This window comes from Superficieibacter sp. HKU1 (genome assembly GCF_029319185.1).
Classification (GTDB): domain Bacteria; phylum Pseudomonadota; class Gammaproteobacteria; order Enterobacterales; family Enterobacteriaceae; genus Superficieibacter.
In genome coordinates, this window is sequence record NZ_CP119754.1 from 1,136,619 (window position 1) to 1,152,914 (window position 16,296).

Annotated in this window: 15 protein-coding genes and 2 pseudogenes; 13 read left to right on the forward strand and 4 right to left on the reverse strand. The window is 54.5% G+C overall.

Annotated features, from left to right (window positions below):
• Positions 1–67 precede the first annotated feature (67 nt).
• From P0H77_RS23190 to P0H77_RS05465, 3 genes and pseudogenes are all read left to right on the forward strand, one after another.
• Positions 68–130, forward strand: a pseudogene (locus tag P0H77_RS23190) (Rhs family protein); the annotation flags it as partial.
• A gap of 78 nt (positions 131–208) precedes the next feature.
• Positions 209–490: an EndoU domain-containing protein gene (locus P0H77_RS05460; RefSeq protein WP_346429442.1), complete on the forward strand. Its 282-nt coding sequence runs from the start codon at positions 209–211 to the stop codon at positions 488–490.
• Complete coding sequence (locus tag P0H77_RS05465; RefSeq protein WP_276163913.1) at positions 490–753, forward strand: MafI family immunity protein; 264 nt, start codon at positions 490–492, stop codon at positions 751–753. The genes P0H77_RS05460 and P0H77_RS05465 overlap by 1 nt, the downstream gene beginning before the upstream one ends.
• Positions 754–818: 65 nt before the next feature.
• Here the strand turns inward: P0H77_RS05465 and P0H77_RS05470 are convergent.
• A pseudogene (locus tag P0H77_RS05470) lies at positions 819–1,039 on the reverse strand (SymE family type I addiction module toxin).
• Between the two features lie 670 nt (positions 1,040–1,709).
• Between P0H77_RS05470 and P0H77_RS05475 the strand changes: the two are divergent.
• The 8 genes from P0H77_RS05475 to P0H77_RS05510 all read left to right on the forward strand — a co-directional run bounded on the left by P0H77_RS05475 (position 1,710) and on the right by P0H77_RS05510 (position 10,399).
• Complete coding sequence (locus tag P0H77_RS05475; protein WP_276163914.1) at positions 1,710–2,138, forward strand: hypothetical protein; 429 nt, start codon at positions 1,710–1,712, stop codon at positions 2,136–2,138.
• Positions 2,139–2,624: 486 nt separating this feature from the next.
• Entirely contained in the window at positions 2,625–3,344 is a 720-nt protein-coding gene (locus P0H77_RS05480; protein ID WP_276163915.1) for an FCD domain-containing protein, read from the forward strand.
• The gene (locus P0H77_RS05485; protein ID WP_276163916.1) at positions 3,341–4,354 is read left to right on the forward strand and encodes an ABC transporter ATP-binding protein; all 1,014 of its coding nucleotides are present in this window, start codon (positions 3,341–3,343) and stop codon (positions 4,352–4,354) included. Before P0H77_RS05480 ends, P0H77_RS05485 begins: the two co-directional genes overlap by 4 nt.
• Positions 4,351–5,433 carry an oligopeptide/dipeptide ABC transporter ATP-binding protein gene (locus P0H77_RS05490; RefSeq protein WP_276163917.1) on the forward strand — a complete coding sequence of 361 codons (1,083 nt, stop codon included), beginning with the start codon at positions 4,351–4,353 and terminating at the stop codon, positions 5,431–5,433. The genes P0H77_RS05485 and P0H77_RS05490 overlap by 4 nt, the downstream gene beginning before the upstream one ends.
• A 2-nt stretch (positions 5,434–5,435) precedes the next feature.
• Positions 5,436–6,950 (forward strand): ABC transporter substrate-binding protein, encoded by a 1,515-nt coding sequence (locus P0H77_RS05495; RefSeq protein WP_276163918.1) that lies wholly within the window; start codon positions 5,436–5,438, stop codon positions 6,948–6,950.
• 18 nt (positions 6,951–6,968) lie between these two features.
• The gene (locus P0H77_RS05500) at positions 6,969–7,910 is read left to right on the forward strand and encodes an ABC transporter permease (protein ID WP_176916880.1); all 942 of its coding nucleotides are present in this window, start codon (positions 6,969–6,971) and stop codon (positions 7,908–7,910) included.
• Positions 7,911–7,912: 2 nt separating this feature from the next.
• On the forward strand, positions 7,913–8,788 hold the full coding sequence (locus tag P0H77_RS05505) for an ABC transporter permease (RefSeq protein WP_276163919.1): 876 nt from the start codon (positions 7,913–7,915) through the stop codon (positions 8,786–8,788).
• Between the two features lie 9 nt (positions 8,789–8,797).
• Positions 8,798–10,399 (forward strand): gamma-glutamyltransferase family protein, encoded by a 1,602-nt coding sequence (locus tag P0H77_RS05510; RefSeq protein WP_276165055.1) that lies wholly within the window; start codon positions 8,798–8,800, stop codon positions 10,397–10,399.
• A gap of 120 nt (positions 10,400–10,519) precedes the next feature.
• On the opposite strand, the gene P0H77_RS05515 is transcribed toward P0H77_RS05510, so the two are convergent.
• Both P0H77_RS05515 and fadE read right to left on the reverse strand, forming a co-directional pair.
• Positions 10,520–11,290 (reverse strand): amidohydrolase, encoded by a 771-nt coding sequence (locus tag P0H77_RS05515; protein WP_276163920.1) that lies wholly within the window; start codon positions 11,288–11,290, stop codon positions 10,520–10,522.
• Positions 11,291–11,383: 93 nt separating this feature from the next.
• Complete coding sequence (gene fadE / locus P0H77_RS05520; protein WP_276163921.1) at positions 11,384–13,831, reverse strand: acyl-CoA dehydrogenase FadE; 2,448 nt, start codon at positions 13,829–13,831, stop codon at positions 11,384–11,386.
• Between the two features lie 239 nt (positions 13,832–14,070).
• Between fadE and lpcA the strand changes: the two genes are divergently transcribed.
• Both lpcA and P0H77_RS05530 read left to right on the forward strand, forming a co-directional pair.
• A complete protein-coding gene (gene lpcA, locus P0H77_RS05525) occupies positions 14,071–14,652 on the forward strand; it encodes a D-sedoheptulose 7-phosphate isomerase (protein WP_103674785.1) in 582 nt (193 codons plus the stop codon).
• 38 nt (positions 14,653–14,690) lie between these two features.
• Positions 14,691–15,458 carry a class II glutamine amidotransferase gene (locus tag P0H77_RS05530; RefSeq protein ID WP_276163922.1) on the forward strand — a complete coding sequence of 256 codons (768 nt, stop codon included), beginning with the start codon at positions 14,691–14,693 and terminating at the stop codon, positions 15,456–15,458.
• Here the strand turns inward: P0H77_RS05530 and dpaA are convergent.
• Positions 15,429–16,160 carry a peptidoglycan meso-diaminopimelic acid protein amidase gene (dpaA, locus tag P0H77_RS05535; protein ID WP_194205161.1) on the reverse strand — a complete coding sequence of 244 codons (732 nt, stop codon included), beginning with the start codon at positions 16,158–16,160 and terminating at the stop codon, positions 15,429–15,431. The genes P0H77_RS05530 and dpaA overlap by 30 nt on opposite strands.
• Positions 16,161–16,296 lie beyond the last annotated feature (136 nt).

Here is a 16,296-nt window from a genome sequence, read left to right on the forward strand (position 1 = left end):
GCCAGAAACGGCGCGGGCGGTAGCGTGTTAAAAAGTGTGATGGCATCCGAATCGTTCCGATGATCCGATTGGGCTAAAAGGTGGGTTAAACTTATATGCTTATGCGCCGAATCCACTGTCATGGATCGATCCACTTGGATTATTTGGTTGTGGTCCAAAAGCTCAGAAACATATTCTTCATGGTGATGGTCCTGGCAGTGGTGGTCATATGTGGCCAGGTCAACCGGGTAAAACAACTTTCCCTCAATCTTGGGATGGGAAAAAGATTATTTCTGAAGTTGATGATATTGTGAATTCGCCTTCAACTAAATGGTATGCCCAGCAAGGAACCGGAGGCGCATTAACTAAGTCAGGAAAAGCTGCTACCTGGGTTGCATGGGAAGTCAGGGATGGAGTGCAAATCAGGGTTGTTTATCAGCCAGCAAAAGGAAGGATTGTAACTGCATTTCCCGATAGTGGCCCTGTTCCACGCTTACCAGGAGCGAAATAATGGCTACAGCTACTGGTATCAAGTTTAAAAAATTCGGTGAAGAGTTTAGTAATAGGCTTTCCATAGAGGAATTAAATTATGCTTTGGGTTACATCGAGTTTGGGGAAGAGCCATTAGCATTTGAAACGTTATGTGACTACATATGTGAAAACGATATTCTCATAACAAAAAATGAATACGAACAAATATGTATATTTAATTCATTATTTAATTACCCTTTAGAACGCGATGTTATCATTTATTTAAAGGGTTTAATCGGGTAGTTATAAAAGCCGGGAAGTATATTAAATCTTCCCGGCTTTTTATTATCTAAAATCTGTTCAATCCACTAAACAATCACGTCCTTAATCTCCTTAATCATTTGTATCGCCTGATAAAGCTGTTCCCTCAGCTCCTGAATCTCGTTATTGTCAGCGATGATGGTCAGGCACCCGTCCGAAATCTTCACGGTGACGCCGCGTCCGATGTCAAATCCTGCCTCTGCGAGCCTGTTCCCTTCAAGGTGCAGGTTGGGGTGAGGACTTTGGTCTTATGGTTGGTGCGGGAAATGCCGACATGACCGACTTTAAGACGGCGCTGTGTTTTGGCAGATTTTTTGTTTTTAATCCTCTGATTTAATCGTAAAATATTGAGTGTGCAGACAGTTTTACTGATCAAGGTGTGGCGGTAGCGTGTGTATTATGATTTGGTAATTTCAGGACTGTACGAACGAAATCGGTAGTACGATCCGCCGATCGGATAGATTTGTTGTCCTAATCCAATCTCACTGAAGGGTGGAATAAATCTTTATCAGTATGCGCCTAATCCGTTATCGTGGATCGATCCCCTTGGTTTAACAACTGAAGAAATAAAGCTTAATCCTGGTGAGTTTCTTGTTAATCCTAAAGATGTTAATTTTTCTCAAACAACTATTAATGGAGCTTTTGATACACCTGACGGGAAACGAAATGTACAATCAGTAATAAATGATGTTCGTAAGGGAAATGTAAAAGCCACAGATTTTCCAGCAATAAAAGTTGTCAATGTGAAAGGTCAATTAGTTGCCAGAGATGGTAATAGTCGTTTAACTATTGCAGTTAAAGGGAAGGCTCAACAAATAAAAGCTATTCTTGAAACAAACGTTGATCAACTAAGAGATTTTACTAAGAGATTGAGGAATAATGGTCTACCTAATACAGGAACATCTAAAACGCCAACCTGTAAGTGAGAGATGAATGTTATGAAGAAAGATTTTGCTTATGCGGTGGAACTCCCTTATTGGCAGGCTCCAAACGATGATCTTGTGTTGAAATCACAAGGTGATTCATTAACCGCATTCTTTAAGATATGGATTTCTCCTTCTAGATATTCTAGATTTACAGGTATATTCGATTTTTCTTGTGTCTGGGCAGTGCGATATGAGCGAAATAAAGAATTAAGTTATTATAATGAACGCGATGATGATGATTTTGTTTCATGTTATTGGGTTGTTCCAGAATCATCGTGGTTAGAAAAATTGAAGAAGGAAAGATGCTCTTTTTTCCCTGAATGGGAAAAATATGATGTTGGAGAATATTTTCATTATATTATTCAAAGTGATTCATTTTATGTTGAAATAATTGCTAAAGATATAAAAATATCAAGAAGGAAATTAGGGGTGCTCTATTAAATAATAATGGCATCTATTTATAAAAAACCGGGTAAGAAATTAAATCTTCCCGGCTTTTTTATTATTCAATCTCCGTTCAGTCCACTAAACAAGCACATCCTTAATCCCCTTCACCACCTGCTTAGCCTGATAAAGCTGCTCCCGCAGCTCCTGCACCTCGTATGCCCTTCACGCACTCCGCCTAAATTAACAAAACATAAACCAAAAATGTGCATTTAATTAACATATGCACACATTTAGTGCATTCTGCGCACTAATAACGTGCAATCCGTCACCCGTTTTACTCCCGCTTCACCCCTCGCTGTAACCTCCCTGTAAAAAATAACCTTTCCGTAATCAACCCCTTACCCAAAAAATCCAAAAAACTCCCGAACCAATACACTATTGGTTCATAAATTGCTTATTCATTAGAGCGATAAGTAAACATCCATACTAATAACTTATTGTTAATAAAAATAAAGCAACGATGAGAGCAGGCGAACCAATATGGAAAAACCGTCACGGTTTCTGGCAAATTCCAGCACCGCGCTTGAACAACTGCGTGGGCTGATCAACCAGCATGAGTCAACACCAGGCGTTCCGCTTCCCACTGAACGTGAGATGGCAGAAACACTCGGCGTGGGGCGACGCGAAGTTCGCCGTGCGCTGGACGTGCTGGAAGAAGAAGGCCGTATCTGGCGCAAGCAGGGGAAGGGGACGTTTATCGGTCCTGCCGCTCCTGTAGAGCCGCTGGCCCTTCAGGGGCTGGTGCAGCAAACTAACCTGCTGGAAATCATGGAGGCCCGCCTGCAGCTCGAACCGGGCTTAGCCCGTCTTGCGGCGTTACGCGCCACCAGGGAAAACCTCGCGCTGATGCAGCGCATGCTGGAACGTATTAATAAGGTCAGCCCGGACGACCGCGATCTTAATGAATTGTGGGACAGTGCTTTTCATCGGGCTATTGCCGAAGCCGCCGGAAATCGTCTGCTGCTGGGGCTTTTTGACGCTATCGATGCTGTGCGTCGTGAACCTGCCTGGCAGCATCTGCGTGAACTGGCGCGTACACCCGAACGTGTCGATCACTATAACTCCCATCATCACGCCATTATCAATGCGATCGTTCAACGTCAGCCCAACGAGGCGGCGGCCGCGATGCGCGAACATCTGCTCTCCCTGCAAAATGCCCTGATCCAGGCCATTCACCTTGAGGACGATATCACGCTATGACGACGATCCGCTTTGAGGAGTCCAAACCCGTACTGCGCCTGCAAAACCTTAACGTCAAATTTGCCGGTTCGCCGGTCAGCGTGCTGGATGGCATTTCCCTGACCGTCGAGGCGGGAGAAACGCTGGCGCTGGTAGGCGAGTCCGGCTGCGGAAAAAGTATTACCTCGCTGGCGCTGATGGGGCTGCTGCCTGCCAGCGCACAGATCGTCAGCGGCGACATGCAGTTCCGCCGTCACGATCTGCGTAAACTTTCCCCGCGTGAATATGCCGATCTGCGCGGGCGAGAACTGGCGATGATTTTTCAGGAGCCGATGACCTCGCTGAATCCCGCCTTTACGCTTGGTGACCAGCTGAGCGAAGCGGTGATGCGCCATCAGAATGTTGGCCGTAATGAAGCAATGGCGATTGCCCTGCAAATTCTGGAAAAAGTGCAGATCCCGGCGGCAGAAATGCGCCTGAAAGCGTATCCACACCAGCTCTCGGGCGGGATGCGCCAGCGTGTGATGATCGCCATGGCGCTGATTAATCACCCTCGTCTGTTAATTGCCGATGAACCCACCACCGCGCTGGACGTGACGATTCAGGCGCAGATCCTCGCCCTGTTAAATACCCTTAAGGAAGAGACCGGCACGGCAGTTCTGATGATCACCCATGATTTAGGCGTGGTCGCCGAAGTGGCACAGCAGGTGGCGGTAATGTACGCCGGGCAGGTGGTGGAGCAGGGGAGCGTCGAAGCCATTTTTGCCGATCCGCAGCATCCTTATACCATCGGTCTGATGGGCTCGATCCCGTCTCTTGGCGCACGCAAAGGGCAGCTCTCAACCATACCCGGTTCCGTACCGCTACCCGAAGCAATGCCAAAGGGATGTCGTTTTGCCACCCGCTGTCCTTTTGCGCAAACCCGCTGCCATGAGCATAAACCTTCCTTACAGACAATGGGCACAAATCATCAGGTCGCCTGTTTCCGTGCGCCGCTGGAACAGCACATCGCGCTGGGAGAAATCGCATGACTATACCGATCCTTGAAGCCCGCGACCTGAGCAAATGCTTTCCGGGGCCGAAAAAACTGTTTACCCCGGCGCGTTATGTTACGGCGGTCGACCGCGTTTCGCTCGCCGTGATGCCGGGAGAAACCCTGGCCATTGTCGGCGAGTCCGGTTCGGGTAAATCGACGCTCGGTCGCCTGTTGCTTCGTCTGCTGGCCGCCAGCGAAGGACGAGTCTTTTATCAGGGGGAAGAGATCACCAGCGCCACTGGCGCACGCCTGAATCAGCTGCGGCGTGAGCTGCAAATCATTTTTCAGGATCCCTTCGCCTCGCTGAATCCGCGCATGACGGTGGAGCAAATCGTCGGCGAGCCGCTGTGGTTGCATCAGAACATGAACAAGTCCGACCGTCGCTATCAGGTGGCCGAACTTTTGAAAACCGTCGGGTTGCCCGCCGCATGGGCTGACCGCTTTCCGCATGAATTCTCCGGCGGGCAGCGACAGCGCATAGGCATTGCCCGCGCTCTGGCGTCCGGGCCAAAGCTGCTACTGGGTGACGAGCCGGTCTCGGCGCTGGACGTCTCGGTTCAGGCGCAGGTGGTCAATCTGCTGGAAAGCCTGAAACATCAGCTTGGTCTGACAATGATTATTGTTGCTCATGGTCTGGCGGTGATCCGCCATATGAGTGACCGCGTGGCGGTGATGTATCTCGGGCAAATCGTGGAGCTTGCCACCGTCGATGAAATTTTTGACGCGCCGCTGCACCCTTATACCCAGGCGCTGATTGCCTCCGCACCGCAAATGCAGCCGGGGGCAAAACGCGACGCGCCGATGTTGCAGGGTGATTTGCCGAATCCGGCCAGTCCACCCAGCGGCTGCCGCTTTCATACACGCTGTCCCTACGTGACCGATCAATGCCGCCAGATTGAACCCATTAATCAGGTTCTGAATGGTGGTCGGCAAATTGCCTGCCACCGCTGGCAGGAGCTTAACCGCGATCGCAGCGTGATCCAGATTGCGCCGCCCTCTGCCGCCTTTTTACGTCGCCGCGCGCTGTTCGAACAGGCGGCAACCCACTCCTCTCTTCCAGCAAGGAACTCATGATAATGACAATGCGTAACTCTCTTTTGACCGTACTGGGAAGTGTTATGTTGCTTGGCGCGGCGCTGCCAGCACAGGCAGATAATGTGCTGCGAATTGGTCTGGGCGCCGATCCGGATATGCTCGACCCGCATCTTGCGCGTACTTACTATGGCCGATTTGTCTTCGCCTCGCTGTGTGACCGGCTGGTGGACGTGGATGAAAATCTGAAAGTGGTGCCGGGCCTGGCGAAAGACTGGGCATGGAGCGACGACGGTAAAACCCTGACCATGAACCTGCGCGAAGGGGTGACGTTCCACGACGGTGAGAAATTTGACGCGGCGGCGGCCAAATACAACCTCGACCGGGCGTTAACACTGAAAGGTTCGCTGCGCAAAAGCGAAATCTCTTCTATTGAGTCGGTGGAGGTGACCAGCCCGACGCAAATCGTCCTGCATCTGAAAACGCCGGACGCCGCACTGCTGATGCAGCTGACCGATCGCGCCGGGGCGATGCTGGCACCGGAAGCTGCCAAAAAACCTGATTTTGCCGCGCATCCGGTCTGCTCTGGTCCATACAAATTTGACAGCCGCGTGTCGCAGGATCGTATCGTGCTGAGCCGTTTTGACAATTACTGGAACAAAGGCACGTATCATTTCGACAAAATTATCTATCTGCCAATCCCGGATGCCTCAGTGCGGCTGGCTAACCTGCGCGCGGGCGATCTGGATCTTACCGAAGGCATTGCCGCCAGCGATGTGAAAACCGTTGAGGCGGACAGTAAACTGGCGCTCGCCAAAGTCACCGGCCTCGGCTATCAGGGTATTACCTTCAATATCAATAACGGCAAGGTTCCGGCTAACGATCCGTTCAAAGATGCCCGCGTGCGCGAAGCCTTTTCGCTGGCAATCGACCGTGACGCGCTGAATCAGGTGGTGTTTGAAGGGTTATACACGCCATCAAACCAGGCGTTCTCGCCGGTAAGCCCTTATCACGTAAAAGTGCCGGTGCCGCAACGTAATGTGGAAAAAGCGCAGGCGCTGCTGAAAGCGGCCGGCGTGACGACGCCGCTGAAGGTTAACCTGCTGGTGCCGAACAACCCGACATCACAGCAGGTCGGCCAGGTATTGCAGGCGATGGTCGGCGAAGCTGGCTTTACCCTCAATCTGCAAATGACCGAGTTCGCCACGCTGCTCGACCGTCAGCAAAGCGGCGATTATCAGCTGAGTTTCTCCGGCTGGTCTGGCCGCCCGGACCCGGACGGCAGCATTTACAGCTTTATTAACAGCAAAGGCACCCTCAACGATGGCCGATACAGCAATGCGCAGGTTGATGAATGGCTGGCCCAGGCGCGTCTGAGCAACGATCCGGCCGTCCGCCAGCCGCTGTACGACAAGGTGGTGAAACAGCTGCAAACCGATATGCCGATTGCTTATCTCTATTTTGAACCGCGTATTTTTGGCCTGAACAAAAAGGTGCAGGGCTTTAAACCTTACCCGGACGGCATCGTGCGCGTAGCCGGTCTGACGCTGGCGAAATAACCGGCGCGAGGAGAAACCATGCTGGAACTGATTTGCAAACGGCTGTTGCTGGCGATCCCCACCTTATTGCTGGTGAGCATGATGGTCTTCGGCCTGCAAAAACTGCTGCCCGGCGATCCGCTGATCGCCATGGCGGGCGAGGAGCGTGACCCGGCGGTCATTGCCCAGCTTCGTGCGGAGCTGAATCTGGACGCGCCGATACCGGTGCAGTACTACAACTGGCTGACCCGCGCACTACAGGGCGACCTCGGTTCGTCGTTGCGCACTCACGAGCCGGTGACGCAGCTTATCGCCAGCAAGCTGCCGGTGACGGTGGAACTGTCGCTGCTGGCGATGATCATCGCGCTGGTATTCGGTATCAGCATGGGGATCCTCGCGGCGGTCAACAAAAACAGCTGGGTCGATCACGGGGCTAACTTTGTGGCGATCTCCGGGATCTCGATACCGCACTTCTGGCTGGGGATCCTGCTGATCCTGGTGTTTTCCGTCAATTTGCAGTGGTTACCCGCGTCAGGCTATGTGCCGTTTAGCGAAGATCCGCTGCAAAACCTGCGCACGCTGCTGCTTCCGGCGTCGGTGCTGGGGACCGGGCTGGCGGCAACCCTGATGCGTCATACCCGCGCCTCAATGATTGCGGTGCTGAAGGCCGATTACATCCGCACCGCGCGGGCGAAAGGGCTGTTGCCAAAAGCGGTGATTTTAAAGCACGCCTTTCGCAATGCGCTGGTGCCGGTCATTACCCTGACCACACTGCTGTTTGGCGAGTTGTTGGGCGGGGCGGTATTAACCGAACAGGTGTTCACCATTCCGGGCTTCGGCAAGATGATCGTCGATTCGGTGTTTAACCGTGATTATGCGGTGGTGCAGGGCGTGGTGCTGATTGTGGCCATCGGCTTCCTGTTGCTTAACCTGCTGGCGGACGTGCTTTACGTCCTTATCAACCCGAAAATGCGAGGCTAATCATGGCGGAACTCACGACGCAAAACGTGGCGCTGGCAACACCGCGCGCGCAGAACCGGGTGTTGAAAAAATTCCTCGCCAATAAAAGCGCGATGATCGGTGCGATTGTGGTCGGCATTTTTGTGCTGATTGCGCTGCTGGCACCGTGGATCTCCCCCTTCGACCCGGTAAAAGCCAACTTCCTGACGGTGCGTAAACCGCCGTCAGAGCTTTACTGGTTCGGCACGGATGAACTGGGACGCGACATTCTTTCGCGCATCATCTGGGGCGCGCGTACCTCGCTAATGGCGGGCTGCGTGTCGGTGATCATCGCGGTCGTCATCGGCGTGCCTCTCGGGCTGGTGGCGGGCTATTTCCAGGGGATCTGGGACGGGGTGATCTCGCGTTTCATTGAGGCGCTGCTGGCCTGTCCCTTTTTGATCATGGCCATCGCTCTGGGCGCATTTCTCGGGCCGAGCCTGAGCAACGCGATGATCGCTATCGGACTCTCCGCCATGCCGATCTTCGCCCGTCTGACGCGCGGACAGGTGATCGCGATCCGTAACGAAGAGTATATCGACGGCGCGCGAGCAATTGGTTTGCCGGACCGCTGGATCATCGTGAAATACGTGCTGCCGAATGTGATGTCGCCGATCCTCGTGCAGGCGACGCTGGCGATTGCCTCGGCCATTATCGCCGAAGCCAGCCTCTCTTTTTTAGGGCTCGGCCAGCAGCCACCCAATCCCTCATGGGGCTCCATGCTCAACACGGCGAAAGGGTTTCTCGAACAGGCACCGTGGATGTCCGTTTTCCCCGGCGTTGCCATTTTCCTGGCGGTGCAGGGTTTTAATCTACTCGGCGACGGGCTGCGCGACGCGCTCGATCCGCGCCACGACTAAGGAGTCATGATGACCAAAGCGCTTGATTTTTCTACCGGTTACGCTTCACGACGCCCGCCGATGCTCGGTCATAATGCCGTGGCGACGTCTCAGCCGCTGGCGGCACAGGCCGGGATGCGAATGCTGCAACTGGGCGGCAATGCGGTAGACGCCGCTATCGCCACGGCGATGGCGCTCACGGTGGTAGAGCCGACGGGCTGCGGTATTGGCAGCGATGCGTTCGCGATTATCTGGGACGGGGAAAAGCTGCACGGCCTGAATGCCTCCGGGCGCTCACCGGCGAGCTGGCATGCCGACCTGTTTGCCGGTAAAACGGCGGTGCCGGAAATCGGCTGGGACGCGGTAACCGTACCTGGCGCGGTCTCCGGCTGGGTAGCGCTGGCGGAACGGTTTGGCACGCTGCCGCTGACTATCCTGGCGCAGCCTGCGATTGACTATGCCCGTAACGGCTTTCCGGTATCGCCGCTGATCGGTCATCTGTGGCAGCGCGGCTATAACAAACTGAAAGATCAGCCGGGCTTCAGCGCCTGTTTTGCCCCGGAAGGGCGTGCGCCGCGCATCGGCGAAATTTTCCGTAACCCGGCGCAGGCGAAAACGCTGGAACTGATTGCGCAAACCAAAGGTGACGCATTTTATCGTGGCGAACTGGCGCAGAAAATTGCTGCTTTTGCACAAGAGCATGGCGCGCACCTGACGGCACAAGATCTGGCAGATCATCGCGTCGACTGGGTCGAACTCTTGTCGCGGGAGTTTGCCGGCGGATCGGTGCAGGAACTGCCGCCGAACGGGCAGGGGATCGCCACGCTGATCGCGCTCGGGATCCTGGAGCAGTGCGATATTGGCCGCTACGATCCGGACTCGGTGCAGTCGCTGCATCTTTCCATTGAGGCGATGAAGCTGGCGCTGGCGGATCTCGATCGCTATGTGGCGGACGAAGCGCACATGGAATTTGCCGCCAAAGAGCTGCTCAGCGATGCCTACCTGAAATCCCGCGCTGCGCTGATCGACACGGATCGCGCCTCTGATTTCACCTACGGTTCGCCGACGCAAAGCGGGACGGTGTACGTCTCTACCGCCGATGCCAGCGGTATGATGGTGTCGTTTATTCAGTCAAACTTTATGGGCTTTGGTTCCGGCGTCGTGGTGCCGGAGACCGGTATCAGCCTGCAAAACCGCGGCTGCGGTTTTGTGCTCGACCCGAAGCATCCGAACGCGCTGGCGGGCAGCAAACGACCGTTCCATACCATCATTCCGGGTTTTGCGATGGGCGGCGACGGTAAACCGCTGATGTCGTTTGGCGTGATGGGCGGACCGATGCAGGCGCAGGGACATATGCAAATGGCGCTGCGTATTATGCTCCACGGGCAGAATCCGCAGGCGGCGATAGATGCGCCGCGCTGGCGTGTGGTGCAGGGAAGAGAAGTGATTGTCGAATCGACCTTCAGCCGCAACGTCATTGCCGGTCTGCGTGAACGTGGGCACCTTATTACCGTGGAAGATCCATTACAGGATTATAACTTCGGTGGTGCGCAGGTAATTTACCGGATGTCGGAAGGGCACTACGTGGCGGCGACCGAAAGCCGGAAAGATGGTCAGGCGCTGGTCAGCTGACGCTAATGCCCGGTGGCGCTGCGCTTACCGGGCCTACAAAATTCCCTGACATGCTGTTGTAGTTGATTTTTATGCGTCCGTAGGCCGGGTAAGGCGAAGCCGCTACCCGGCATTTTTGGCTCACCCGAGGCTAAACGGGTCCGCATCCTGCCATGCCGGAAACTTCTCCCTGTACTCTTTCAGAGCCGTCAGCGACAACTCGGCGTCAATCCGCGTTGCCTGATGCGGCTCGGCGGTGGCGAGGATCTCACCCTGCGGGGTGATCACCCGGCTATCTCCACGATAATGGTGGCCGTTACCATCGGTGCCGACGCGGTTACAGCCCGCCACATACGCCTGATTCTCTATGGCGCGCGCCACCAGCAGCGCCTGCCAGTGCAGAGAGCGCGGCGCAGGCCAGTTGGCGACATACAGCGCCAGATCGTAATCATTGCGGTTGCGAGACCACAGCGGGAAGCGCAGGTCATAGCACACCAGCGGTAAGATCCGCCAGCCACGCCACTCAAAGATCACCCGCTCGTTGCCCGCTTCATAATGGCGATGTTCATCGGCCATGCGGAACAGATGGCGCTTATCATAATAGTGAACTTTCCCTTCCGGCTCGACCAGCAGAAAGCGGTTCACCGGACCGCGTTCGCTTTGCAATGCCGCACTACCGGCAATCAGCGCGTTAGTTTGTTGAGCTTTGGCCAGCATCCAGGCCAGCACGTCATCCTGCGCCAGCGATCGCTGTGCGGCCTCCATCGCAAAACCGGTGGTAAACATCTCCGGCAGCACAATGATGTCGCGCCCGCCGATCCCTTCCAGCTGGCGATCGAAATGGCGCAGGTTAGCCGGACCGTCCATCCAGACCAGCGGTTGTTGCAACAGGGTAAGTTTCAGGCCAGGCACGATCGTACTCCTCGTTTTACAGCATCCAGTCACTCTAGCATGGCATAAAAAATAAAAAACCCCGCCTGAGCGGGGCTGATAAGTGGGTTAACGTTATGCCGCTTCAGGCTTACGCAATTTCACCGGCGGCTTTTTTACCGGTTTAGTCGCCAGCGCATCCGGCTCGAAATCGTCCACGTTGATACTGCGCAAGCGGCTCTCTTCCGCCTTGATGAGCAGCGCGGCCTCATCCTGATTGATAAGCCCTTTGGACAGCGCGTTCTTCGCCAGTTCGTCCAGACGGGTGAACGGCAGATTCTTACCCAGCTCTTTGCAGATGCGCTGGTGGATGGGATCGGCCGCCATCACATCGCGCAGCGCCTCTTCCAGCAGCCCTACCGGATTATGCTCGTCCGGCGTCAGATACTGACCGCGACCGATGCGCGCACGGGTAGCACACGGTGTTTGCAGGATCCGGGCAACTTTATGATCGAGCTTGTCGGACGGGGCATCATAATGGCGGCCTGTCGGGAAGATCGTCGCGCCCAGCAGCCCGGCTACCGCGCGGTTCGGAAAGTTGCGCAGCAGCTCGCCGATGGCGATTTCTGCCTGATTAAGCGCATCCTGCACGCCCCAGTGTACCAGCGGCAGGTCCGCTTCGTGGCGACCTTCATCGTCGTAGCGTTTCAGTACCGCAGAGGCAAGATAAAGCTGGCTCAGCACGTCGCCAAGACGGGCAGAAATACGCTCGCGACGCTTCAGGCTGCCGCCCAGTACCGCCATTGACACATCTGACAGCAAGGCCAGGTTAGCGCTCAGGCGGTTAATATGCTGGTAATAGCGTTTAGTCGCATCCTGCGCCGGCGACGCGCTGGTAAGGCCACGCGTCAGCCCCAGCCAGAAGCTTCGCACGACGTTAGAACCGACGTGGCCGATATGTTTAAACAGCAGGGTATCAAACGCGTCGGCATCGTTATTCTGCGCGGCGGCCATCTCATCGAGCACGTAAGGATGGCAGCGGATCGCCCCCTGACCGAAGATCATCATGCTGCGGGTCAGGATATTTGCGCCTTCAACGGTAATCGCAATCGGTGCACCCTGATAGGCACGCGCCAGGAAGTTGCCTTCGCCCAGCATAATACCTTTACCGCCGGTGATATCCATTGCATCGATGATGGCGCGCTGTCCACGATGGGTACAGTGATATTTCACGATGGCAGACAGTACGGCCGGTTTTTCACCCAGCATAATGCCGTAGGTAATCAATGAGGCCGCAGCGTCCATCACGTAAGCGTTACCGGCAATACGCGCCAGCGGCTCTTCGATGCCCTCCATTTTGCCGATGGAGACTTTGAACTGACGACGGATATGTGCGTACGCACCGGTCGCCATCGCCGCCGATTTCAGGCCGCCCGTGGAGTTGGAAGGCAGAGTAATACCACGTCCGACAGACAGACATTCAACCAGCATACGCCAGCCCTGACCGGCCATCTTCGGCCCGCCGATGATGTAGTCAATCGGGACGAAAACGTCCTGACCGCGGGTTGGCCCGTTCTGGAACGGCACGTTCAGCGGGAAGTGACGAAGACCAATCTCAACGCCCGGCGTGGTGGTCGGGATCAGCGCGCAGGTGATACCGAGGTTCTCTTCGCCGCCCAGCAGTTTATCCGGGTCGGTTAACTTAAAGGCCAGGCCCAGTACGGTGGCGATAGGGGCCAGCGTAATATAACGCTTGTTCCAGGTCAGGCGCATGCCCAGCACCTGCTCACCCTGCCAGTCGCCCATGCAGACAACGCCGGTATCCGGGATCGCGCCCGCATCGGAGCCAGCTTCCGGGCTGGTCAACGCAAAGCAGGGGATCTCCTGACCGCGCGCCAGACGCGGCAGATAATGATTTTTCTGTTCTTCAGTGCCGTAATGCTGCAACAGTTCGCCCGGCCCTAAAGAGTTCGGCACGCCGACGGTAATCGCCAGGATCCCGGAGACGCCGGAGAGTTTTTGCAGTACGCGAGACTGTGCATAAGCGGAGAATTCCAGGCCGCCGTACTCTTTCTTGATAATCATCGCAAAGAAGCGATGTTCTTTCAGAAACGCCCACAGTTCCGGCGGCAGATCGGCCAGTTCATGGGTGATCTCGAAATCATTCGCCATACGGCAGGCTTCTTCCGTCGGACCATCAATAAAAGCCTGTTCTTCGGCGGTCAGATGCGGCTGCGGGTAGCTGTGCAGCTTTTTCCAGTCCGGCGTGCCGCGGAACAAATCACCTTCCCACCAGGTTGTGCCCGCGTCAATCGCCTCTTTTTCCGTCCGCGACATTGGCGGCATCACTTTACGGAAGCTGCGGAATGCCGGAACGGAAATCATCGATTTGCGCATAGGCTTAAGATTCAGCGGGAGCAGGAGCAGCAAAACGGGCAGCAGCATCCACAGCGACCAGATGCCAGCCGCGCCCAGCGCCGCCGTCCAGGCAATTAAAATCAGACTACTCAAAACTAAGCTGACCCGGTGATAGAACAGCACGCCGAGCAGAATAACGGTGGCAACAATACTCAAAATCATCATAAAGAAAAGCTCCCTGGCTTGTAGGAGGTCTGACCACTTGTGATGATATGGTTGTAGTGGATGTTATTTTTTTTAGCAATGTATTTACAATATAATTACAACCTCGCTCACATTGTTGCCGTTTTTCAGCGCACGGAAAATCAAAACAGAGGGGGATCGCACCGGCTTCTGCTTCCCGCTTCTGGTGCGATTGGGTACACTGCACCTTGTCATTTTCATAAAATCTGAAGGATATCCTCATGTACCAGGATCTGATTCGTAATGAACTGAACGAAGCGGCGGAAACGCTGGCTAACTTTCTGAAAGATGAAGCCAATATTCACGCGGTGCAGCGCGCGGCGGTGCTGCTGGCCGACAGCTTCAAGGCGGGCGGTAAAGTGCTTTCCTGCGGCAACGGCGGCTCTCATTGCGATGCGATGCACTTTGCGGAAGAGCTGACGGGACGTTACCGTGAAAACCGTCCAGGCTATCCGGCGATCGCTATTTCCGACGTCAGCCATATTTCCTGCGTGAGCAACGATTTTGGCTACGATTATATTTTTTCCCGCTACGTTGAAGCGGTAGGTCGTGAAGGCGACGTACTGTTGGGGATCTCTACGTCTGGCAATTCCGCTAACGTTATCAAAGCTATCGAAGCGGCCCGCGAGAAAGGGATGAAGGTGATAACCCTGACCGGAAAAGATGGCGGTAAGATGGCAGGAACGGCGGACATTGAAATCCGTGTGCCGCATTTTGGTTATGCCGATCGCATTCAGGAAATCCATATTAAAGTCATTCATATCCTGATCCAGCTGATCGAAAAAGAGATGGTTAAAGCCTGATTTTGCGGGGCAACCCGCATTGTGTTATGAGGTGAGCTATGTGTGAACTGCTCGGGATGAGCGCGAATGTGCCAACTGATATCTGCTTTAGTTTTACCGGGCTTGTACAGCGCGGGGGAGGCACCGGGCCGCATAAAGACGGCTGGGGCATTACCTTTTACGAAGGCAAAGGTTGTCGCACATTCAAAGATCCGCAACCGAGCTTTAACTCACCGATCGCCAGGCTGGTTCAGGACTATCCGATTAAGTCCTGCTCCGTGGTGGCGCATATTCGGCAGGCCAACCGGGGTGAAGTGGCGCTGGAAAACACGCACCCTTTTACCCGCGAGCTGTGGGGACGCAACTGGACCTACGCCCACAACGGGCAAATGACGGGTTATAAATCACTTGAAACGGGCATGTTTCGTCCGGTAGGCGAGACCGACAGCGAGAAAGCATTTTGCTGGCTGCTGCATAAACTGACCCAGCGCTATCCGCGCACGCCGGGCAACATGCTGGCGGTTTTTAAATATATTGCGAGTCTTGCCGGAGAAATGCGCCAGAAGGGCGTGTTTAACATGCTGCTGTCAGACGGGCGCTATGTGATGGCGTTCTGCTCGACGAATTTGTACTGGATCACGCGCCGTGCGCCGTTCGGGCTGGCAACGCTCATCGATCAGGATATGGAAATTGATTTTCAGCGGGAAACCACACCGAACGATGTGGTCTCCGTGATCGCGACCCAACCCTTAACGGGTAATGAAACCTGGCAAAAAATTATGCCAGGCGAGTGGGCGTTATTTTGCCTCGGGGAGCGTATAGTTTGACGCCAGCTGCGGATGCACAATCTCGTGGCTCAGCGGCTTGCTGACCACGTAGCGTCCGTCAACAACGGAAACCATCGGCGGCTCCTGAGTTAGCGCAAAGTAATCGTAGCCAGGTTTCAATTGCTTCCAGAAATCGATATACGCGGAGTACTTATGCCGCTGCATATTGGCATCAGTCATGCGGAAGGGATAGATACTGACCTGAACGACCGGCTGACCAAATACCAGGGCTCCGGTAACAAACTGGAAGATTTCATCAATGCCGGAATCGGTCATGGCATAGCAACCAATGGACACGCAGTTGCCGTGAATCATCAGGTACTTGCCTTCATAGCCGTGTGCACGATCGTAGGCGTTCGGAAAACCAATATTGATGGCTTTATAGAAGCGACTGTCGGGTTTTAGCTGGCTACGCTGGACGGTATAGAACCCTTCAGGACTCTTGAAGTCGCCCTGACGCTGCTTGGGCCCCAGTCCGCCGGAGTACTTGCAGATGTTGTAGCTATCAAGGAGCTGATACTTCTCGCCCATTTTGACGTAAAGATCGAGGGTGCGCTCTTCCTTAAAGATCTGGATGTAAACCGGCGACCCCATTAACTGCTGCTTATACTCTTTGTTCACCGGCGCTGCTGAACCGGTCAGGCCGGCAAAAGAGACACACGGCATCAGAAGCATCGCAAGAAAAAATGCGATTATGCGCATACTGCTTGTTCCTTGATAAACGTTACCACATTGCCAGAACGGCAAAAGAGACCCGAAATCAGACTTATCTGGATTAGGAGCGCTCACATTAGCACCACCGTATTTTTTCGCAAGCCTGATGTACAGCGTTTACAAA